Source organism: Pseudomonas sp. LS-2 (assembly GCF_003605735.1).
Classification (GTDB): domain Bacteria; phylum Pseudomonadota; class Gammaproteobacteria; order Pseudomonadales; family Pseudomonadaceae; genus Aquipseudomonas.
This window is the reverse complement of record NZ_QXTJ01000023.1, coordinates 55,370-75,424: the sequence shown is the minus strand read 5'-3', so window position 1 is coordinate 75,424 and position 20,055 is coordinate 55,370. Positions and strand designations below refer to the sequence as shown.

The 20,055-nt window shown below is 59.6% G+C and carries 19 protein-coding genes; 12 read left to right on the top strand and 7 right to left on the bottom strand.

What is annotated here, in order from left to right; all coding sequences use genetic code 11:
• The first annotated feature begins 89 nt into the window (after nucleotides 1-89).
• Complete coding sequence (locus tag D3M70_RS14065) at nucleotides 90-1,748, top strand: nitrite/sulfite reductase (protein WP_120126352.1); 1,659 nt, start codon at nucleotides 90-92, stop codon at nucleotides 1,746-1,748.
• On the top strand, nucleotides 1,732-2,226 hold the full coding sequence (locus tag D3M70_RS14060) for a DUF934 domain-containing protein (RefSeq protein WP_120126351.1): 495 nt from the start codon (nucleotides 1,732-1,734) through the stop codon (nucleotides 2,224-2,226). The genes D3M70_RS14065 and D3M70_RS14060 overlap by 17 nt, the downstream gene beginning before the upstream one ends.
• Nucleotides 2,227-2,363: 137 nt before the next feature.
• Here D3M70_RS14060 and sohB read toward each other — a convergent pair whose 3' ends face one another.
• The gene (gene sohB, locus D3M70_RS14055; protein WP_120126350.1) at nucleotides 2,364-3,386 is read right to left on the bottom strand and encodes a protease SohB; all 1,023 of its coding nucleotides are present in this window, start codon (nucleotides 3,384-3,386) and stop codon (nucleotides 2,364-2,366) included.
• A gap of 207 nt (nucleotides 3,387-3,593) precedes the next feature.
• Here sohB and D3M70_RS14050 point away from each other — a divergent pair, with 207 nt between their 5' ends.
• From D3M70_RS14050 to D3M70_RS14025, 6 genes are all read left to right on the top strand, one after another.
• A complete protein-coding gene (locus tag D3M70_RS14050; protein WP_120126349.1) occupies nucleotides 3,594-4,304 on the top strand; it encodes a histidine phosphatase family protein in 711 nt (236 codons plus the stop codon).
• 57 nt (nucleotides 4,305-4,361) lie between these two features.
• Nucleotides 4,362-4,676: an SCP2 sterol-binding domain-containing protein gene (locus D3M70_RS14045; protein ID WP_110949770.1), complete on the top strand. Its 315-nt coding sequence runs from the start codon at nucleotides 4,362-4,364 to the stop codon at nucleotides 4,674-4,676.
• Between the two features lie 240 nt (nucleotides 4,677-4,916).
• Nucleotides 4,917-5,984, top strand: a complete 1,068-nt coding sequence (locus tag D3M70_RS14040; RefSeq protein ID WP_120126348.1) for a phosphotransferase family protein — start codon at nucleotides 4,917-4,919, stop codon at nucleotides 5,982-5,984.
• Nucleotides 5,985-6,042: 58 nt separating this feature from the next.
• Nucleotides 6,043-6,810 (top strand): SDR family oxidoreductase, encoded by a 768-nt coding sequence (locus D3M70_RS14035; protein WP_120126347.1) that lies wholly within the window; start codon nucleotides 6,043-6,045, stop codon nucleotides 6,808-6,810.
• Between the two features lie 251 nt (nucleotides 6,811-7,061).
• Nucleotides 7,062-8,201: a Gfo/Idh/MocA family protein gene (locus D3M70_RS14030; RefSeq protein ID WP_120126346.1), complete on the top strand. Its 1,140-nt coding sequence runs from the start codon at nucleotides 7,062-7,064 to the stop codon at nucleotides 8,199-8,201.
• Nucleotides 8,202-8,315: 114 nt separating this feature from the next.
• Nucleotides 8,316-9,089, top strand: coding sequence for a TSUP family transporter (locus tag D3M70_RS14025; RefSeq protein WP_120126345.1), 774 nt, complete (start codon nucleotides 8,316-8,318; stop codon nucleotides 9,087-9,089).
• Here the strand turns inward: D3M70_RS14025 and nudC are convergent.
• Both nudC and D3M70_RS14015 read right to left on the bottom strand, forming a co-directional pair.
• Nucleotides 9,051-9,899 (bottom strand): NAD(+) diphosphatase, encoded by an 849-nt coding sequence (gene nudC / locus D3M70_RS14020; RefSeq protein ID WP_120126344.1) that lies wholly within the window; start codon nucleotides 9,897-9,899, stop codon nucleotides 9,051-9,053. The genes D3M70_RS14025 and nudC overlap by 39 nt on opposite strands.
• 92 nt (nucleotides 9,900-9,991) lie before the next feature.
• Nucleotides 9,992-10,804: a crotonase/enoyl-CoA hydratase family protein gene (locus D3M70_RS14015; RefSeq protein ID WP_120126343.1), complete on the bottom strand. Its 813-nt coding sequence runs from the start codon at nucleotides 10,802-10,804 to the stop codon at nucleotides 9,992-9,994.
• Nucleotides 10,805-11,085: 281 nt separating this feature from the next.
• Here D3M70_RS14015 and D3M70_RS14010 point away from each other — a divergent pair, with 281 nt between their 5' ends.
• From D3M70_RS14010 to D3M70_RS13995, 4 genes are all read left to right on the top strand, one after another.
• Nucleotides 11,086-12,570: an ATPase domain-containing protein gene (locus tag D3M70_RS14010; RefSeq protein WP_120126342.1), complete on the top strand. Its 1,485-nt coding sequence runs from the start codon at nucleotides 11,086-11,088 to the stop codon at nucleotides 12,568-12,570.
• Nucleotides 12,567-14,597, top strand: a complete 2,031-nt coding sequence (locus D3M70_RS14005) for a response regulator (RefSeq protein ID WP_120126341.1) — start codon at nucleotides 12,567-12,569, stop codon at nucleotides 14,595-14,597. The genes D3M70_RS14010 and D3M70_RS14005 overlap by 4 nt, the downstream gene beginning before the upstream one ends.
• A gap of 285 nt (nucleotides 14,598-14,882) precedes the next feature.
• Nucleotides 14,883-15,383: a type VI secretion system tube protein Hcp gene (locus D3M70_RS14000; protein WP_120126340.1), complete on the top strand. Its 501-nt coding sequence runs from the start codon at nucleotides 14,883-14,885 to the stop codon at nucleotides 15,381-15,383.
• 26 nt (nucleotides 15,384-15,409) lie between these two features.
• Entirely contained in the window at nucleotides 15,410-15,940 is a 531-nt protein-coding gene (locus D3M70_RS13995) for a DUF2778 domain-containing protein (RefSeq protein ID WP_120126339.1), read from the top strand.
• 949 nt (nucleotides 15,941-16,889) lie between these two features.
• Here D3M70_RS13995 and D3M70_RS13980 read toward each other — a convergent pair.
• The 4 genes from D3M70_RS13980 to D3M70_RS13965 all read right to left on the bottom strand — a co-directional run bounded on the left by D3M70_RS13980 (nucleotide 16,890) and on the right by D3M70_RS13965 (nucleotide 20,044).
• Nucleotides 16,890-17,267 (bottom strand): response regulator, encoded by a 378-nt coding sequence (locus tag D3M70_RS13980; protein ID WP_120126336.1) that lies wholly within the window; start codon nucleotides 17,265-17,267, stop codon nucleotides 16,890-16,892.
• 166 nt (nucleotides 17,268-17,433) lie between these two features.
• Entirely contained in the window at nucleotides 17,434-18,615 is a 1,182-nt protein-coding gene (locus tag D3M70_RS13975; RefSeq protein WP_120126335.1) for a hybrid sensor histidine kinase/response regulator, read from the bottom strand.
• Nucleotides 18,609-19,226, bottom strand: a complete 618-nt coding sequence (locus tag D3M70_RS13970) for a chemotaxis protein CheB (RefSeq protein WP_120126334.1) — start codon at nucleotides 19,224-19,226, stop codon at nucleotides 18,609-18,611. Before D3M70_RS13970 ends, D3M70_RS13975 begins: the two co-directional genes overlap by 7 nt.
• Nucleotides 19,223-20,044: a protein-glutamate O-methyltransferase CheR gene (locus D3M70_RS13965; protein ID WP_120126333.1), complete on the bottom strand. Its 822-nt coding sequence runs from the start codon at nucleotides 20,042-20,044 to the stop codon at nucleotides 19,223-19,225. The genes D3M70_RS13970 and D3M70_RS13965 overlap by 4 nt, the downstream gene beginning before the upstream one ends.
• Nucleotides 20,045-20,055 lie beyond the last annotated feature (11 nt).

Here is a 20,055-nt window from a genome sequence, read left to right as displayed (position 1 = left end):
GATTTGTTCGGATATCCTGAAATCGGGCGGCCATGCATCGCCTTTCAGGTCGTCCCAGCAGCAGTGAAACGCCTGAGAACAGGACCACCATGTACGTATACGACGAGTACGATCAGCGGATCGTCGAGGACCGCGTCAAGCAGTTCCGCGACCAGACCCGCCGCTATCTGGCCGGCGAGCTCAGCGAAGAAGAGTTCCGCCCGCTTCGCCTGCAAAACGGCCTCTACATCCAGCGCTTCGCCCCGATGCTGCGCGTCGCTGTCCCTTACGGTCAGCTGACTTCGCGCCAGACCCGCATGCTGGCGAAAATCGCCCGCGACTACGACAAGGGCTACGCGCACATCAGCACCCGCCAGAACGTGCAGTTCAACTGGCCGGCGCTGGAAGACATTCCCGACATCCTCGCTGAGCTGGCCACCGTGCAGATGCACGCCATCCAGACCAGCGGCAACTGCCTGCGCAACGTCACCACGGACCAGTTTGCCGGCGTTGCAGCCGATGAGCTGGTTGACCCGCGCCCATGGTGCGAGATCGTGCGTCAGTGGACGACCTTCCACCCGGAATTCGCCTACCTGCCGCGCAAGTTCAAGATCGCGATCAACGGCTCCACGTCCGACCGCGCCGCCATCGAAGTTCACGACATCGGCCTTGAGCCGGTGAAGAACGCCGCGGGCGAGCTGGGTTTCCGCGTGCTGGTCGGCGGCGGTCTGGGTCGTACGCCAGTGGTTGGCGCGTTCATCAACGAGTTCCTGCCATGGCAGGACCTGTTGAGCTACCTGGATGCCATCCTGCGCGTGTACAACCGCTACGGTCGTCGCGACAACAAGTACAAGGCGCGGATCAAGATTCTGGTCAAGGCGCTTACCCCTGAAGTCTTCGCCGAGAAGGTCGAGGCGGAAATGGCCCACCTGCGTGGCGGCCAGACCACCCTCACCGAAGCCGAAGTGCATCGCGTCGCCAAGCACTTCGTCGACCCTGAGTACAAGGCCCTGGCTGACTACAGCGCAGAACTGGCTCAGCTGGACAAGGAACACCCGGGTTTCGCCCGCTGGCGTTCGCGTAACGTGCTGGCGCACAAGAAGACTGGCTATGCGGCCGTGACCCTGTCGCTGAAACCGACCGGCGTTGCGCCGGGTGATGTCACCGACAAGCAACTGGACGGCATCTCGGATCTGGCAGACCGCTACAGCTTCGGCCAACTGCGCACCTCCCACGAGCAGAACGTGATCCTGGCCGATGTCGAGCAAAGCCGGCTGTTCACCCTGTGGGGCGAGTTGCGCGAGCAAGGTTTCGCCACGCCGAACATCGGTTTGCTGACCGACATCATCTGCTGCCCTGGCGGTGATTTCTGCTCGCTGGCCAACGCCAAGTCGATCCCGATCGCCGAATCCATCCAGCGCCGTTTCGACGACCTGGACTACCTGTTCGACATCGGCGAACTGGACCTGAACATCTCTGGCTGCATGAACGCCTGCGGCCACCACCACGTCGGCCACATTGGCATTCTGGGCGTGGACAAGAAAGGCGAAGAGTTCTATCAGGTTTCCCTGGGCGGCAGCGCCAGCCGGGATGCAAGCCTGGGCAAGATCCTTGGCCCGTCGTTCGCGCAGGACGCCATGCCGGACGTGATCGAGAAGCTGATCAATGTCTACGTTGAGAAACGCAACGAAGACGAGCGCTTCATCGACACTTACCAGCGTATCGGCATCGACCCTTTCAAGGAGCGCGTCTATGCAGCGAATCATTAAGAACAACGAAGTCATCGACGAGACCTGGCACCTGCTGCCCAAGGACACCGAGTTCGACAGCCTCTCCAACTGCGACGACCTGATCGTGCCGCTGTCGCTGTGGCGCGAGCACGGTCACGCCCTCAAGGCCCGCGACGGCGGTCTGGGTGTGTGGCTGGACAGCGATGAAGAAGCCGAGGAAATCGGTGATGACGCCAATCAGTTCCAGGTCATTGCCCTGAACTTCCCGGCGTTCACCGACGGCCGCAGCTACTCCAACGCACGCCTGCTGCGTGATCGTTACGGCTTCAAGGGCGAGCTGCGTGCCATTGGTGACGTGCTGCGCGACCAGTTGTTCTACCTGCATCGCTGTGGTTTCGACGCGTTTGCGATCCGTGCGGACAAAGACCCGTACGAAGCACTGGAAAGCCTGAAAGATTTCTCGGTGACCTATCAGGCCGCCACCGACGAGCCACTGCCGCTGTTCCGTCGTCGTTGATTCGACGCTGATCGACGCGCAACAAAAAGCCCCGGTTTCGTGAGAAACCGGGGCTTTTCGTTTATCGCTGGTACGCCACTCTCATGTAGCCGCCCGGCCGGGCGTCTACAAGGGCATGGCATGCAGGCTCATCCTGTCTACCAGAAACGCTGCTGCATCAACCGGCTCCACCAGCCCGTCACCAGACGGTCAACCGAACCGCTGGCCGCCAGGCCTACGCGCTCCTGCAGACTCTTGCGTTCGGCGTAATGCAGATGGAATACCTCGGCGGTTCTGGCCTTTTCGGACAGGTACTCGTCGCTGGTTTTCAGTTCGTCGACCAATTGCTTGTCCTTGGCGGCCATGCCCAGCCAGACCTCACCGGTCGCGACTTCATCGATCTGCAACTGCGGGCGATAACTGGCGACGAAGTTCTTGAACAGCTCGTGGGTAATGTCCAGATCCTGCTGAAACTTCTCGCGGCCCTTTTCGGTGTTTTCGCCGAATACGGTCAGGGTGCGCTTGTACTCACCGGCGGTCAGCACTTCAAAGTCGATGTCGTGCTTCTTCAGCAAGCGATTGACGTTGGGCAACTGGGCCACGACGCCAATCGAGCCCAGTACCGCGAAGGGTGCGCTGATGATGCGATTACCGATGCAGGCCATCATGTAGCCACCGCTGGCCGCGACTTTGTCGATGCAGATGGTCAGCGGAATGCCCGCCTGACGAATGCGCGCCAGTTGCGAGGATGCCAGGCCATAGCTGTGAACCATGCCCCCGCCGCTTTCCAGACGCAGGACCACTTCGTCCTTTTCGGTCGCCAGGGTCAGCAGCGCGGTGATCTCATGGCGCATGTTCTCGGTGGCCGAGGCCTTGATGTCACCATCGAAATCCAGCACGTAGACACGCGGCTTGGTGTCCGGCTGCTTCTTCTCTTTTTTCAGGTCTTTGGCCTGGGCCTTGCGCAGCGCCTTCAACCGCGCCTTGTCCAGCAACGAGCCTTCAAGGCGGTCGCGCAAGCCCTTGTAGAAATCGTTGAGCTTGGTCACATGCAACTGACCGCCACCGCTGCGACGACCCCGGCCGCGCATCGACGCGATGGCCACCAGCACCACCACGATGGCGATCACCACGGTGACCGTCTTTGCCAGAAAGCTGGCGTAATCGAAAATGAACTCCACAAGTACTCCTTACCTACACGGCAGATCCTCGGTACAGGATCGCGAATGGCACCCAGCATACCGACGCACCTTGCGCCGAGCCAGCCACACGACCGTCAAAGATCCCGACATTCGCACAATTCAAACAAGCGTATGTTTTTTCATTGACAGACCCGGCGCGCTGCTCATAACCTCGCATCACTTTCAGCGTGCCGGGAAGACGCGGACGTGGGCAGCATCTATCTGATAAGACATGGCCAGGCCTCCTTTGGTGCAGACGACTATGACGTGCTGTCGCCGACCGGTTATCGCCAGGCCGAAGTGCTCGGCGCGCATCTGGCGCAGTTGGGGCTGACCTTCGACCGGTGCCTGTCCGGCAGTCTGTTTCGCCAGCGCCATACCGCCGAAACCGCCATGGCCTGCCTCGACGCCGCCGGCCTCAAGACACCCAACCTGGAAACCGATCACGCCTTCAACGAGTTCGACGCCGAAGCGGTGATTCGCGCCCTCCTCCCGGCCATGTTGCCGGACGAGCCCGAAGCGCTCGAAGTCATGCGCAACGCGGCCCACAACCGTGCCGAATTTCAGCGTCTGTTCGCCCTGATCATCGGTCGCTGGCTCGGCGGCGAACACGACACCCCTGCCCTGCAAAGCTGGCTGGCGTTCGTCGCTCAGGTACAGGCCGGGCTGGACCGCATTCTGGACAGCGCCGGCCCCAGCGACCGCATCGCCGTATTCACCTCCGGCGGCACGATCACGGCCCTGCTGCACCTGATCACCCGGATGCCGGCCAATCAGGCATTCGAACTCAACTGGCAAATCGTCAACACCTCGCTCAACCAACTGAAGTTTCGGGGCCGCGAGGTGTCACTGGCTTCCTTCAACAGTCATGCGCATCTGCAACTGATGAAGGCGCCGGAGCTCATCACTTACCGCTGAGCCCGGCCAAACGCACCCGCAAGGTGCCTGCAATCACTCATATAAAAGGAAGACACCATGACCTCCGTAGCCGATGCCGTACAAGCGATGAAAGCCAAGTTCAACCCAGAAGCCGCTGCGGGCCTGGACCTGGTCTTCGGTTTCCGTATCGATGAAACCAAAAACTTTTCGCTGATCGTCAAGGACAAGACCTGCGAACTGCAGGAAGGCGAGAACCCGGACGCCCAGGTGACACTGGTGATGGACGGCGAAACCCTGGAAGGCATCGTCAGCGGCGAAACCGACGGCATGCAGGCCTTCATGGGCGGCAAACTGCGCGCTGAAGGCGACATGATGCTGGCAATGAAGCTGAGCGACCTGTTCCCGTCGTAAGATCACGAGAACCAGTTGGGCGGGAGCGCGCTTGCATCAGAAAGCGCTTTCGTCAAAAAAACCGAAGTCCCGCGGCTTCGGTTTTTTTTGCTCCAGAGTTTGTCGAACGCACGGATCAGGACCGCTGATCGACCTGTAACACGCTCGCCAATAAAGCCCTGCAGCGCTTGTTCGGGGAGTCGGCGGCGCATTAGATTAGTCAATGATCCTGACACTCCAAAATAAACAGCAGGGATAAGCATGGCGCTAACCGACCAGTCCACCCAGGTTCGATCCGGCGAAGAACTCGACGCTGCGTTGATCGATCCCTACCTCAAGGCCCAGATTCCAGGCCTGAGTGGCACCGCGCAGATCAGCCAGTTTCCCGGTGGCGCGTCCAACCTGACCTACCTGTTGAAGTACCCCGAGCAGGAATTCGTATTACGGCGCCCGCCATTCGGCCACAAGGCCAAAAGCGCCCACGACATGGGCCGCGAATTCCGCATCCTCAATCAGCTCAAGGACGCCTTCCCGTATTGCCCCAAGGCTTACGTTCACTGCACCGATGAATCGGTGATCGGTGCCGAGTTCTACGTCATGGAGCGGGTCAAGGGCATCATCCTGCGCTCCGAACTGCCGGCTGAAATGAACTTCGACGCCGTGCAGACCGAGGCGCTGTGCAAAAGCTTCATCGACAAGCTGGTAGACCTGCATCAGGTGGATTACACCGCTTGCGGACTGGGCGATCTCGGCAAGCCTCAGGGGTACGTCGAGCGCCAGATTCGCGGCTGGACCGAGCGTTATGACAAGGCCCGCACGCCGGACGCGCCAAGCTGGGAGAACGTCGCGCGTTGGCTGGACGAGAAAAAGCCCGGCGACCCTCCGCAATCGAGCCTCGTGCACAACGACTACCGCTTCGACAACGTGATTCTCGACCCGGACAACCCGATGCAGATCATCGGCGTGCTGGACTGGGAATTGACCACCCTCGGCGATCCACTGATGGACTTGGGCAACAGTCTTGCTTACTGGATTCAGGCCGACGACCCGGCGCCGGTGCAACTGATGCGTCGCCAGCCCAGTCATGCGCCGGGGATGCTGACCCGCGAACAGTTCGTGGCCTACTACGCCGAACGCTCCGGCATCCGTATCGACAACTTCGACTTTTACTACACCTACGGCCTGTTCCGCCTTGCGGGGATCGTGCAACAGATCTACTACCGCTTCTTCCACGGCCAGACCCAGGATAAACGCTTCGCCCAGTTCATTCACATGAACAAACTGCTGGAGCACATGGCGTTGCAGGTCATCGACCGCTCCAGCCTTTGAGTCAACGTTTACCGCTTGCGAGCACGTACTCCGATTGCGACACGATAAGGAAGACAACATGTCCAAGACCCAACTGTTCGACCTCGACGGCAAGATCGCCTTCGTATCCGGCGCCAGCCGGGGCATCGGCGAGGCCATCGCCAAACTGCTGGCCCAGCAAGGCGCCCACGTCATTGTCTCCAGCCGCAAGATTGAAGGTTGCCAGCAGGTCGCCGACGCGATCATCGCCGACGGCGGCAAGGCCACGGCAATTGCCTGTCACATCGGCGAAATGGAACAGATCACCAGCGTGTTCGCGCACATTCGCGAAACGTTCGGCCGGCTGGATATTCTGGTGAACAACGCCGCCACCAACCCGCAATTCTGCAACGTGCTAGACACCGACCTCGGGGCGTTCCAGAAGACCGTCGACGTCAACATCCGCGGCTACTTCTTCATGTCGGTGGAAGCCGGGAAGCTGATGCGCGAACACGGCGGCGGCAGCATCATCAACGTGGCGTCGATCAACGGGGTTTCGCCAGGCGTCTTCCAGGGCATTTACTCGGTGACCAAGGCGGCGGTGATCAACATGACCAAGGTCTTCGCCAAGGAATGCGCGCAGTTCGGCATTCGCTGCAACGCCCTGCTGCCAGGCTTGACCGACACCAAATTCGCCTCGGCGCTGGTGAGTAACGAGAAGATCCTCAACACGGCGCTGCTGCAGATCCCGCTCAACCGCGTCGCAGCGCCCAGCGAGATGGCCGGGACAGTCCTGTACCTGGCCAGCGATGCATCGAGTTACACCACGGGTGTGGCGCTGAATGTGGATGGCGGTTTTCTCTCCTGACACAGCGCAGCACCGCGCCCGCACTGAACCTGTAGCAGTCCGGCCGGGCCGCGTTCCGTTTGCCGGCGGTGGCGATTTCAATGATGTCACCGCCGGCAAGCCGAACGCCGCCCGGCCGGACTGCTACAGAACTGCCACAAGACTTCACTCGGCTGAGGCGAATCTGAGGCTTATCTGATGGAATAAAGATTCCATCCTGTGCACTCAAAGAATACATTTTCCGCATAACAACAACCTCCAAGGACGCTGTCATGCGCGACTCTTCGCTTCCGGATCTGGGTGTCGGCCTTATCGGCACTGGCTTCATGGGTCGGGCCCACGCCCTGGCCTTCCACAACGCCCGTACCACGTTCGAGCTTCCCTTCAACCTCAAACTTGCCGCATTGGCCGACGCCGACGCTGAACGCGCTGAACAGTGCGCCCGCGCCTGGGGATTCGATCACAGCCACAGCAACTGGGAACAACTGATCAATGATCCGGCCGTGCAGCTGGTGGCGATCACCACGCCCAATCACCTGCACTTCCCCATGGCAATGGCGGCACTTGAGGCGGGCAAGGCGGTGTACTGCGAAAAACCACTGGCCGTCAGCCTTGAGCAGGCCCGGGAGATGCAGCGTGCAGCCAAAGCCTCTGGCGCGGTGACGCGGGTCGGCTACAACTATCAGCACAACCCGATGATCGGGCTAGCGAAGCAGATGATCGACAGTGGCGAACTGGGGCAGATCGTCAGTTTCCAGGGCGAGTTCAGCGAGGACTTCATGGGCGATCCGCAGTCGCCGTGGTCGTGGCGTTGCGAACAGGCCCATGCCGGTGGCGCGCTGGCCGACCTGGGCAGTCATCTGCTGGCGATGGCGCGCTATCTGTTGGGCGATGTCGAAGCGGTGTGCGCCGACTCCCAGACCGTTCACGGGCAACGGCCGGCGACCCGGGGCAGCGATGAACAGCGTTCGATTGGCATCGACGACCAGACCTACGCCTTGCTGCGCTTCGCCAACGGCGCACGCGGCACCTTCGCCAGCAGTTGGCTGAAGCACGGCTACAAAAACCACCTCAGCTTCGAGATCAGCGGCACCCAGGGGACCCTTGCGTTCGATCAGGAACGCTTGAACGAACTGCGTCTTTACCGCGCGGGTGAACCGGGGCGTGACGGGTTCCAGCGGATTCTGGCGGGGCCGACGCAGCTTGGGTATGCGGCGTTCTGCCCGGCGCCGGGTCATCAACTGGGTTACAACGAGCTGAAGACGCTGGAGGTGCTGGCGCTGGTCAAGGCGCTTGCGGGCACCGGCAACGATGGCCCGGACTTCGCCGAAGCGCTGGAAATAGAGCGGCTGGCGACCGCGATCCGGATGGCTGCGAACGAAATGCGCTGGGTAACGGTTTCGGATATTTGAGGCACCGTTGTCTGCAGAATCAACCGCAAAGCAGCGCCCAAAAGGCACGGCTTACAGGTAGAATCCCGGCTTTCGGGCAGCCTTTCTGCCCATCTGCCAAGTAAGCCTGCCTCCATGCCTTTTGAACTCTCCGTAGAACCCACCACGTTGCTGGTGCTTGCCGTTGTCGCGTTCGTTGCCGGCTTCATCGATGCCATTGCCGGTGGCGGCGGCCTGTTGACCACCCCTGCCCTGCTCACCGCCGGTCTGCCGCCGCACTTGGTACTGGGCACCAATAAACTCAGCTCGACGTTCGGTTCGGCCACCGCCGGCTTTACCTTCTACCGGCGCAAGCTGTTTCACCCAAGGCAGTGGACCCGCGCACTGATCGGCACGGCCGTCGGCGCGTTGATCGGCGCGGTCGTTGCGCACTACCTGCCCGCCGAGTTGCTCAATCAAATGCTCCCGGTGATCGTCTTCGGCTGCGGCCTGTACCTGCTGTTTGGCGGTACGCCCAAAGCCCCCCTGGACAGCGATGCACCGATCAAGACGAAATGGCAGTCGACTCAAGGATTCGGCCTGGGTTTCTATGATGGCGTGGCTGGGCCAGGCACCGGCGCGTTCTGGACCGTGAGCACATTGCTGATGTACCCGGTGGATCTGGTGAAAGCCAGCGGCGTGGTGCGCAGCATGAACTTCGTCAGCAATGCCGCGGCGCTGACGGTCTTCGCGATCAACGGCTCGGTGGACTGGGCGATTGGCCTGGCGATGGGTTCGGCGTTGATGGTGGGCGCATTCCTGGGTGCCAGAACGGCCATCCAGGGCGGCGCGAAATTCATCCGCCCTGTGTTCATCACCGTGGTACTGGGATTAACCGTCCGCCTGGCCTGGCAGCACTGGTTCAACTAAGCCCATACGCTTTGCCAGATACGAGTCGATGAGATAGCGCGCAATGGAACGACTGGCCGGTAACGGCGGCATGTCGTGAATGCTGAACCATTGCGCATCTTCGATCTCGTCTGCCTGTGGCACGATCTCGCCACTCTCGTATTCGGCGTGGAAGCCCAGCATCATCGAGTGCGGGAACGGCCAGCACTGGCTGCCTTTGTACTGGATGTTCTTCACCTTGATCTGCACTTCCTCCATGACCTCGCGGCGCACGCAATCCTCGGCAGACTCGCCCGGCTCGGCAAACCCGGCCAGGGTGCTGTAGACGCCGGTCACGAATCGCGGCGAGCGGGCCAGCAACACCTCGTCGCCCCGGGTAATCAGCACGATCATGCTCGGTGAGATACGCGGGTAGGCGCGCAAATCACAGTCCTTGCAATACATCGCCCGCTCTCCCGGTACTTGCTGCATCGGCTGACCGCAACTGCCGCAGAACCGATGCTCCCTGGCCCAGGTGCTGATCTGCGCGGCGTAACCGAGCTTGGCGAACGTGTCGGCGTCGTCGGCAAGCATGAACTGACGCAAGGTCTGCCATTGTGTGCCTTCGAGCTCGACCGGATGCCTGAGCACCTGCACGTACACCGGCTCGCCGTCGAAATGGCCGATCCCGTGCTCGCTCATCAGCGGCAGCTCCTGACGCTTGAGCCACTCGCGGGGGAACATCACACCATTACCGTCCAGCAGAAAACCCTGGTCACTGTGGACCACGGCCCACCCGCCTGCTGCCTGAGTGTCCAGTACAGCGGTGGTCCAACGCCTCGGGCGCGTCATCAAAGCACTCCTCACATCAACGGCCTGTGCCGCCCGAGGCTCTGCACGCGAGGCTCAACGGCAACAGGTGCCGGCGAATTCGGGTTCGCCGGTCAATTATCGAAAACCGGTTTCTGTTTGCCCATGTGAGCAACCATCGCCAGCTTCAGGTCTGCTGATTGCAACATGGCAGCGTTCCAGGTGGCAACGTATTCAAGACCATCGTCGACAGTGTGATCACGCATGTAACCGATCATGCGCTTGCTGCCGCTGATGGCGATGGGAGATTTGGCCGCGATTTCACGGGCGATTTCGAAGACGCCCTCAAGCAATGACGACAGATCGGGCCAGGTGCGATTGACCAGACCGATACGCAGCGCCTCGTCAGCCTTAACGTTGCGACCGGTGTAGGCCATCTCGCGCATCATGCCGTCGCCGATCAGCCGTGGCAGACGCTGCAAGGTGCCGACGTCAGCGGCCATGCCCATGTCGATCTCGCGGATGGAGAACAGCGCATCATCGGCGGCATACCGCATGTCACAGGCGCTGATCAGGTCGATGGCACCGCCGATGCAATACCCCTGAACCGCCGCCAGCACCGGCTTGCTGCAACGATCGACGACGCTGAAGGATTCCTGCATCTGCAGAATCTTGCGCCGCAACAGGCGCGCATTGCGACCGACGTCCTTGCCCAGCTCGTTCGCCACCGAGGCCAGCAGCATCAAGTCGATCCCCGACGAAAAATGCTTGCCCGCGCCACTGAGTACCACCACGCGTACATCGTCGGTGTCTTCGATCCACTGGAAAATATCGATGATTTCGCTCCAGAATGCCGCGTTCATCGCGTTGATCTTATCCGCGCGATTGATTTGCACGTGGGCGATATGGTCGTTGAGTTCGACCTTGAAAGCGCTGTAGTCGGACACGGCGGTGATCCTTGAATGACTGGCATTAGGTGAAATCCATCGCGCCGGACTATAACAAGCCGGGTCTGCGGTCGCAGGCCACGGTTGCGCCATTTGCCGGACCGAACCGCGACAGCTCTCACGAAATAGCGTGGCATGTGGCGAAAAACTGAACGGTTACAGGTGGCTAGGGTCCAGAGTGATGGCAGCATCGAACCGGAATGACCCGGTCATCGTCGCTGCCTGGGTGACCGAGGAACAGATCGGCGCCCACCTTTTCTCAGGTCGCAAGAGGGCGATTCTTGACTACATCAAAAGCGGCAACCGGCATCGTGGGCCTGGACGACATCCTCGCGGGTGGTCTTTCACGCAGTCATGTGTTTCTTCTCGAAGGAGAACCCGGAACCGGCAAGACCACCGTAGCCCTGCAATTTCTGTTGGCAGGCGCGGCCGCAGGCGAGAAGGGCCTGTACATCACACTGTCCGAGACCGAGCGCGAACTGCGCGACGGTGCCAGGTCCCATGGCTGGGAGCTGGACGACCACATCAAGGTCTTCGAGCTGACACCGCCCGAAGACCTGCTCAACGCCGAGCACCAGCAGAGCCTGTTGTACTCCTCGGACCTCGAGCTGGGCGAAGCCACCAAACAGATTTTCGAAGTCGTGGAACGGGTCCGGCCGTCGCGAGTGGTGATCGACAGTCTTTCGGAAATCCGCCTGCTGGCGCAAAGCTCGCTGCGCTACCGCCGTCAGATTCTGGCGATCAAGCACTACTTCACACGTTACGACGCCACGGTCATCCTGCTGGACGACCTGACGACCGAGTCCCTGGACAAGACTGTCCACAGCGTCGCCCACGGGGTCATCCGCCTCGAAGAACTGACCCCCAGTTACGGCGCCGAGCGCCGCCGCCTGCGGATCGTGAAGTACCGCGGCCAGAAGTACCGCGGCGGTTACCACGACTTCACCATAATGGAAGACGGTATCCATGTTTTCCCGCGACTGGTGGCGGCAGAGCACCGCAATGGCTACCAGAGCAGGCAGATGAGCAGCAACCTTCCCGAACTCGACGCGCTGCTCGGGGGCGGTATAGACAGCGGCTCCAGCACGCTGGTCCTGGGCCCGGCTGGTACGGGTAAATCGCTGATTTCATTGGTGTTCGCCGCAGCGGCCGTGGCCCGGGGTGAAAAAGTCGGGTTGTTCATCTTCGACGAGGAAATGGGCCTGCTGTTCGAGCGCATGAAGAAGATGGGCATTGATCTCGCTGCCCTGCAGCAGACGGGTAATCTTCTGATCGAGCAGGTGGACGCCGCCGAACTGTCGCCCGGCGAGTTTTCCCATAGAGTGCGCCGCAGCGTCGACGAAAAACAGATCCGGACCGTGGTCATCGACAGCCTCAACGGCTATCAGGCGGCCATGCCGGAAGAGAATGCGCTGGTGCTGCACATGCACGAGCTGCTGCTGTTCCTCAACCGTCAGGGTGCGTCGACCTTCATGACCGTGGCTCAGCACGGGCTGGTCGGCGACATGCGTGCCCCGGTTGACATCACTTACCTGGCAGACACCGTGATTCTGTTGCGTTATTTCGAAGCACTGGGCAAAGTCCGTCGGGCCATTTCCATCATCAAGAAACGTACGGGGACTCATGAATCGACCATCCGCGAATACCGCATCAGTGGCAACGGTTTGAAGATCGGCGCCCCTCTGGAAGCCTTTCAAGGCGTGCTGCGCGGCGTACCGCATTATTTTGGCGAGAGCAATCCGTTGTTGCGGGATGAGGACGCGTGAGTACACCCGGACAACTGTCGGAACGCGCTATCGTCCTGGCCCCTCGCGGCAGGGACAGCCAGATCGCCTTGATGATCCTGCAGGAGGCAGGTTTCCCGGCCATCATCACCCACGATCTGGCGGGCCTGTGCAAAGAGCTGATTTCCGGCGCCGGCCTGGCCATCGTGGCTGACGAGGCGCTGCGCGGGGTCGAGCTGAACCCGCTGCTGAGCCTGTTGGCCAACCAGCCAGCCTGGTCAGACTTTCCCATCGTCTTGTTGACTCATCACGGTGGCCCTGAACAGAACCCCTCCGCCCGTCTGGGCAAGATGCTCGGGAACGTGACCTTCCTCGAGCGTCCGTTTCACCCCGCCACCCTGGTCAGTCTGGTCACTACCGCCGTGCGCGGGCGGCGCCGGCAATACGAAGCGCGCAGTCGCATGGAAGACCTGCTGGAAAGCGAGCAGCGTCTGCAACATGCGCTCAAGGCCGGGCGACTGGGGTCGTGGCAACTGGAAGCCGAATTTCTCGAACTGGATTGTTCGGCCATCAGCCGGGCGCACTTCGGCCGCGACGAAAACGCGCCTTTCAACTACCACGACTGGCTCGCATCGGTGTATCCGGAAGACCAGCCGCGCATGCAATCCGCGTTGCAGCGCAGCCTGGACACCGGCGATGACTTCGTCATCGAGTTTCGCAACGTCTGGGCCGATGGCTCGCTGCACTGGGTGGACGTGCGCGCCCGCGCCATACGCGCGCGCAACGGGCGGGTCAGTCTGCTGACGGGAGTGACCTCGGACATCACCGAGCGCAAGCTCGCCGAAACCCAGTTGCGCCGCCTCAACGAAACCCTTGAACAACAGGTCGAAGAGCGCACTTCGCAGCTGCGGCACAACGAGGAAGTGCTGCGCCAATCGCAGAAAATGGAAGCCGTTGGGCAACTCACCGGCGGCATCGCTCACGACTTCAACAACATGCTCACCGGCATCATCGGCAGTCTGGAACTGCTGCGCCGGCGTCTGGCGCGCGGCCGCACCGAAGACCTGGATGGCTTGATCGATCTGGGCGTCACCTCGGCCAACCGAGCCGCCGCATTGACCCATCGTCTGTTGGCGTTTTCCCGTCGCCAATCGCTGGATTCAAAGCCGGTGGAAATGAACGAACTGGTCAACTCCATGGGCGAGTTGCTGCATCGCAGTGTCAACGAGAGCATTCGCCTGGACATGTGCCTTGCGGAGGGACTGTGGACCGCCGAAGCCGACCCCAACCAACTGGAAAGCGCACTGCTCAACCTGGTGCTCAATGCCCGCGACGCCATGCCCAATGGCGGCATGTTGATGATCGAAACCTTCAACCGTCATCTGGACCGCGATTTCACCAACGCCTACGAGAACCTGCTGCCGGGGGACTATGTGGTGCTGAGCGTGACCGACACCGGGTCCGGCATGCCGGAGAGCGTGATCAGCCGGGCATTCGATCCGTTCTTCACCACCAAACCCATCGGCCAGGGCACCGGGCTCGGACTGTCGATGATTTATGGCTTCACCAAGCAATCTCACGGCCACGTCGCCATCGAGAGTCAAGTCGGCCATGGCACCACGGTCCAGCTGTTTCTGCCGCGCTTCCACGGCCACAAGGCTGACGAAGAAACGACACTGGACCACCAGGCCATTGAGGCGCGGGAAGGCGAAACCATCCTTATCGTCGAGGACGACCCTGCCGTGCGCGCCCTGGTCAGCCAGGTGTTGGGCGAGCTGGGCTACGCCTATCTGGAAGCCGGCGACGCCGTGGGCGCCGTGCCGATTCTCGAATCCACCCAACGCATCGACCTGATGATCAGCGATGTCGGCCTGCCCGGCATGAACGGCCGCCAACTGGCGGACATCGGCCGCCAGATGCGCCCGGACCTCAAGGTCCTGTTCATTACCGGCTACGCGGAAAACGCCGGCGCCCGTGCAGGCTTCCTGGAAACCGGCATGCAGATGATCACCAAGCCCTTCGCCTTCGACCAATTGACCGCCAAGGTGCGCGAGATGATCGAGGGGTAGAGTGCCCCAAATCCCCTCTTCCGAATCTGACGCCGTCCCGCGTTGCAGTCCGGCCGCACTGTGACAGGGACGGGCCGGGCAATGACTGTTTTTCAGCCAAAGCAGATCAAAATCAGACACCTCCGTCGGCAGTGTTCCCAAGCCTTTGTAGTCCCCTTCTGAAACGCACTTTTACCCCCCCTTCTTTTTCTTTTCAGCCGCCAGCCTCAGTGATTACTGTGAATCGGCGTCGCGAACCCGAATTTACGCGCGACCGCTGACCCCGCAAATGGAAGGATGAAATGGATGGCTATTGACGCGTTTTTAAAGATCGAAGGTATTCCCGGGGAATCACTGGATGCACAGTTCAAGGACTGGATCGAAATGGATGATTTCGACGTCGGCGCCAGCCAGTCGGCCTCGGCCACCGCCACCAGTTCCGGCGGCGCCTCCACAGGCCGCGGAAAAATGAGCGACCTGTATTTCCGCAAGGCCGTGGACAAAGCGACCCCCAAACTGCATGAAGCTTGCCTGGCCGGCAAACACTTCAAGGAGGTGACCATCGCACTCAATCGCTCGGGCGACGACAAACTCAAGTACCTGGAGATCAAACTGGAAGAAGTGATCATCTCGTCGGTCTCCCTCAACGGCAACGGCAACCTGGAAAACGGCTTCCCCAGCGAAACGGTCCGTTTGAACTATGCGCGTATTCGCATGATTTACACATTGCAGCGCCGTGAGGATGGAATGGGCGGCGGCCAGGTCGCCGGAGGCTGGGACGGGGTTGCGAACAAGGTTTACGCCTGACGCCTGGCATAAGGAGCAATGTTGCTATGGAAGAGAAAGAACCCAATCCCAACCTCGCTTACTGCACGTACGACTTGAACGGCAAGCCGACCAGTCAGCTGGTGTGTGACGGCGTAACGTATGAGGCGTTCTCGGGGAATATGGCTGCCTATGTCAATAAAGCGCGCTATCAGGATGTGCCAAACAACGGTCCTTTGCCGCTGGGCAGATACTACATACTCGATAGAGCGACAGGTGGGAGGCTAGGATGGTTTTATCAGTCACTGGAGAAAAGATTCTCAAACATAGACCACAGTGAATGGTTCAGCCTCTACCGGGATGATGACCAGGTTGATGATCAAACAACCATTAACAATATTCGTCGCGGAGAGTTCCGTATACACCCCGTAGGTCCGTTAAGAATAAGCAAGGGATGTGTGACATTGACGTCCCACATTGCGTTTGATGAACTCAAGCGTTACGTGCGGAACAAGAAGGGCGAAATATTGCCAGGTAAAGGATTTAGATATTACGGAGTCCTTCATGTACTGGAAAACCAAATAATCACAACGTACTAATGAGAGCAATAATTTCCACCGCACAGGTTATGTTCACTCTCACACTAACCGACACGTTCACGAGATGGGCATTCTCCTCCGGACTGGTGCATTCTTTTCTGACATTAGAGAAGGTTGCTAACACTTATCAATCGATACTAATAGCACTGAATAGCGGAGGTGGTGAAGTAACGGACATCGTCGAAATAATTGTGGTATTGGCATTAATGCTTATCCCGTCGATACTCATCTGTCGCTTTGTATCGAGGCAATTGAGTAGATGGCTGAGTAATAAAACGCGGAAATAGTACTCCACCACGACAAGCACCCATTAACGGGAGACTACGCAACGCCACTGACGCTGGGCTACAACAAGCTTCAGTGGCGTGCCGTTTATTGATAGGTGACCTGTTGAAAATTCCGCCAAAATAGAGACGAGCAGCGTTGTCAAATCGGCGTCGCGAAACCGGATGGGTGCGCGACCGCTAAATATACAAACGTAATGATAAAACTGAAGAACGGAGAACTCAGCAACGTGAAAGCAGTTATTATGGCCCTGCAAGCTTTATTCACACTTGCACTAACATTCATTCTTGCACGATGGGCATTTAGCTTCGGATGGGTAGATTTTCTTCTAAGATCAGACATCGGCAGTGATGTTTATATACGAATACTGGCAACCTTGGACACCAGAGGATGCGAGGACTCGGAAGATCTACTGATAATGATGGTACTGGCATTAACGCTTACCCCGTCGATACTTATCTGTCGCTTAGTATCTAGGCAATTACGGAAGCTAATCAAAAAAGCCCAATGAGGATTTTATTGATCCGTTGGGCACCGGCGTATCGCTATGCGGTATACCCGCGAACGCCATCTTGTAGCAGTCCGGCTTGCCGGCGGTAGCGATTTCAACAACGCCACCGCCTTTAAACGGAACGCAGGGCCGAGCTGCTACAAAGACAGCCGGTCAATTCAACAACCGCTGAATCTGCGTGTGCAGACTGTCCATCGTGAACGGCTTGGCGAGGATCGGCGCCTTGCGTGCGATGGGGCTGCCTGACTCGACGATCTCGGCGGGGTAGCCGCTGATGAAGATGACCTTGAGCTCCGGTCGCAGCTTGACCGCAGGTTCGGCGATCATCACCCCGGACACGCCACCCGGCAGGCGGTAGTCGGTGATCATCAGGTCAAGATGGGGTTTGGTGGCGAGGATTTCGAATGCCTGCTCGCCGTTTTCCGCTTGAAGCACCCGGTAGCCCTCGCCCGACAGGTAGTCGGACAGCAGCATCAGGATCAGCGGCTCGTCTTCAACGATGAGGACGACATTTTCTGCATCAGAGCTCATTGGAACGCCTTCGATCTTATAGATAGCTGCCATTACGACCATGGCCCGCGCTGGAGGTTGCGCAGAAAAATCAGATATTTACTTGAACGGTCGCGAGGGATTAAACGCCGCTGTAGAAAAATCTGACAGCGGCGCTCTGGCCCGCGTGCGGCGGGCCAGGTTGTGCTTAAAGCGGCAGGCTGACGCGGAACAGCGATCCGCTGCCCTCCTCGCTTTCGACGCTGATGGTGCCGCCGTGTGCCGCGACGATCTGGTCGGAAATGAACAGCCCAAGGCCCAGACCCGACACGGCATGGCTGGCGGAGACGCGCTCGAATTGCTGAAAGATGCGCTTCTGATTTTCGGGGCTGATGCCAATGCCCTGATCCTTGACCTCGACCCGGGCCTCGCTGCCTTCGCTGTAAACACGCACCTGGATGGGCTTGTGCGCGCCGTAGCGCAGGGCGTTGGTCAGCAGGTTCGCCACCACCTGCTCGATACGGAACTCGTCCCAGACGCCGATGACCGGCTCGCTGGCATGCAACGTCACCACACTCTCAGCAGCCGCGATCTGCGCGGAATAACTCTCCACCAGATTGACCACGAGCTCCGCCAGATCAAACGCACTGGTGCGAATCGACAGTTTGCCGGTGCGAATCCGTGAGACATCGAGCATGTCCTCGATGAGACGGATCAGGCTCTGGATCTGCCGCTCGTCGCGGTCCACCATCGCCTTGAGCTTGTCCATGGTGAACGCCGAGGCGTTGTCCTTGGCCAGGTGCAACTTGCGCAGCTGGGTTTCCAGGATCAGGCCGTTGAGCGGCGTACGGACTTCGTGGGACACGATCGACATGAAGTCGTCGCGCATGCGGATGGCATGCTCCAGTTCGTTCTGCGTCGACTTCAGTTCCCGCAGTAGCGCTTCTTGTTCCTGACGACTGCGCTCCAGCTCTTCGAGTTGCTGTTTCATGGCCTTGCGCTGGCGGTACAGGTCGACGAAGACATTGACCTTGCTCTTGACGGCATGGATGTCCAGCGGCTTGTGCAGGAAGTCCACCGCGCCACTTTCGTAACCCTTGAAGGCGTAATTGAGCTCACGCCCGGCGGCACTGACAAATACGATGGGAATGCTTTTGGTCTTCTCGGTGCCACGCATCATTTCAGCGAGTTCGAAGCCGTTCATGCCGGGCATCTGCACATCGAGAATCGCCATGGCGAATTCATGTTCCAACAGCAGCGATAAGGCTTCATCGGCCGACAACGCCTTGTACACCTGACGGTCTTCGCGTTTGATCAACGCTTCGAGCGCGAGCAGGTTTTCCGGCAGATCGTCGACGATCAGCAGCTTGGCTTTGATTTCACTCAACATGCAATTCGTTCCAGCTCGACAAGCAATAGTCCAATGTCGGGCAAAGGCAAGAGAAAGTCCGGGGTGTGCAGGGCCAGTGCGGCGTCGGGCATGGTACGCGCCAACGCCTGGGCCGGGTCCTGAATCACGGTAAGACCGCCGTACTCCTTGATTCGTGCCATGCCGCGTGCACCGTCGTTGTTGGCACCGGTCAACAACACTGCCGCGAGGCGGGCGTCGTAGGCGTCGGCCGCGGATTCAAAGAGAAAATCGATGCTGGGGCGCGAATGGAAGACCCGCTCTTCCTGGCTGAATGACAGACTGAAATCCGCCTCCACCGACAGGTGATACCCCGGCGCTGCAAAATAAAGGGTTCCGGGCACGATGGTTTCCTTGTCATCGGCTTCCTTGACCGGAATCGCCAAGTGCGAGCGGAACACCTCCGCCAGCAGGCTGCGTCGCTCATCGGGCAGGTGCAGAACGGCAATGATCGGCAGGCTGAAGCCCTTGGGCAGCGGCCGGAAAATCTTGAGCAACGCCTCGACGCCGCCCGCAGATGCCCCCACGACGATGGCGTCGACGCGTGGCAAGGCCGGTGGTTCAGCCTCTTCACCGGGAAAGGACGTTCTCATGATTTACGGTAGATCCGCTCTTGTTTGACCAAAGGCTCGAACTGATCTTTATAGCCGGAAAACTCCAGCGTTTCCTTGCTCCCCAGCACCAGAAACCCGCGATGACACAGGGACTCGTGGAACAACCCGAACGCACGATCCTGCAATTTCTTGTTGAAGTAGATCAACACATTGCGGCAGGAGATCAACTGCGTCTCGGAGAACACGCTGTCGGTGGCCAGGCTGTGGTCAGCGAAGGTCACGTTCTCCCGCAGGGACTTGTCGAAGATCGCGTAATCGTATGCGGCCGTGTAGTAGTCGGAAAACAGCCGCTTGCCGCCGGCCTTCAGATAATTTTCGTTGTAGCCGCGAATGTTTTCCATGGAGAAGATGCCTTGCTTGGCCTTCTCCAGAGAAGTGGGGTTGATGTCCGTCGCGTAGATGATCGTGCGCTCCAGCAGGCCCTCTTCGCGCAGCAGGATCGCCATCGAGTAGACCTCCTCCCCGGTGCTGCATCCGGCAATCCAGATTTTCAGCGAGGGGTAAGTCTTGAGCAGCGGCACGACTTCCTGGCGAATTGCCAGGAAATGCCCCGGATCGCGGAACATCTCACTGACTGGAATAGTCAGGAACTGCAACAGCTGCATGAACGCCGAGGGATCGTGCAACACCCGCTCCTGCAGGGCGGAAATGGTCTTGAGTTCGAACTGGCGCAACGCATGAGCGACGCGTCGTTTCACCGACGCGCCCGAGTAATCGCGGAAGTCGTAGCTGTATTTCAGGTAGATCGCCTCGATCAGCAAGCGCAGTTCGATCTCGGCATTTCGCTCATGGGCCATCGGTAAAACCT

Coding starts and splice junctions, on each gene's coding strand:
- D3M70_RS14065 (WP_120126352.1), top strand. CDS start 90: ATGTACGTATACGACGAGTACGATCAGCGGATCGTCGAGGACCGCGTC.
- D3M70_RS14060 (WP_120126351.1), top strand. CDS start 1,732: ATGCAGCGAATCATTAAGAACAACGAAGTCATCGACGAGACCTGGCAC.
- D3M70_RS14045 (WP_110949770.1), top strand. CDS start 4,362: ATGACCTCCGTAGCCGATGCCGTACAAGCGATGAAAGCCAAGTTCAAC.
- D3M70_RS14040 (WP_120126348.1), top strand. CDS start 4,917: ATGGCGCTAACCGACCAGTCCACCCAGGTTCGATCCGGCGAAGAACTC.
- D3M70_RS14035 (WP_120126347.1), top strand. CDS start 6,043: ATGTCCAAGACCCAACTGTTCGACCTCGACGGCAAGATCGCCTTCGTA.
- D3M70_RS14030 (WP_120126346.1), top strand. CDS start 7,062: ATGCGCGACTCTTCGCTTCCGGATCTGGGTGTCGGCCTTATCGGCACT.
- D3M70_RS14025 (WP_120126345.1), top strand. CDS start 8,316: ATGCCTTTTGAACTCTCCGTAGAACCCACCACGTTGCTGGTGCTTGCC.
- nudC (WP_120126344.1), bottom strand. CDS start 9,899: ATGACGCGCCCGAGGCGTTGGACCACCGCTGTACTGGACACTCAGGCA.
- D3M70_RS14000 (WP_120126340.1), top strand. CDS start 14,883: ATGGCTATTGACGCGTTTTTAAAGATCGAAGGTATTCCCGGGGAATCA.
- D3M70_RS13995 (WP_120126339.1), top strand. CDS start 15,410: ATGGAAGAGAAAGAACCCAATCCCAACCTCGCTTACTGCACGTACGAC.
- D3M70_RS13980 (WP_120126336.1), bottom strand. CDS start 17,267: ATGAGCTCTGATGCAGAAAATGTCGTCCTCATCGTTGAAGACGAGCCG.
- D3M70_RS13975 (WP_120126335.1), bottom strand. CDS start 18,615: ATGTTGAGTGAAATCAAAGCCAAGCTGCTGATCGTCGACGATCTGCCG.
- D3M70_RS13970 (WP_120126334.1), bottom strand. CDS start 19,226: ATGAGAACGTCCTTTCCCGGTGAAGAGGCTGAACCACCGGCCTTGCCA.
- D3M70_RS13965 (WP_120126333.1), bottom strand. CDS start 20,044: ATGGCCCATGAGCGAAATGCCGAGATCGAACTGCGCTTGCTGATCGAG.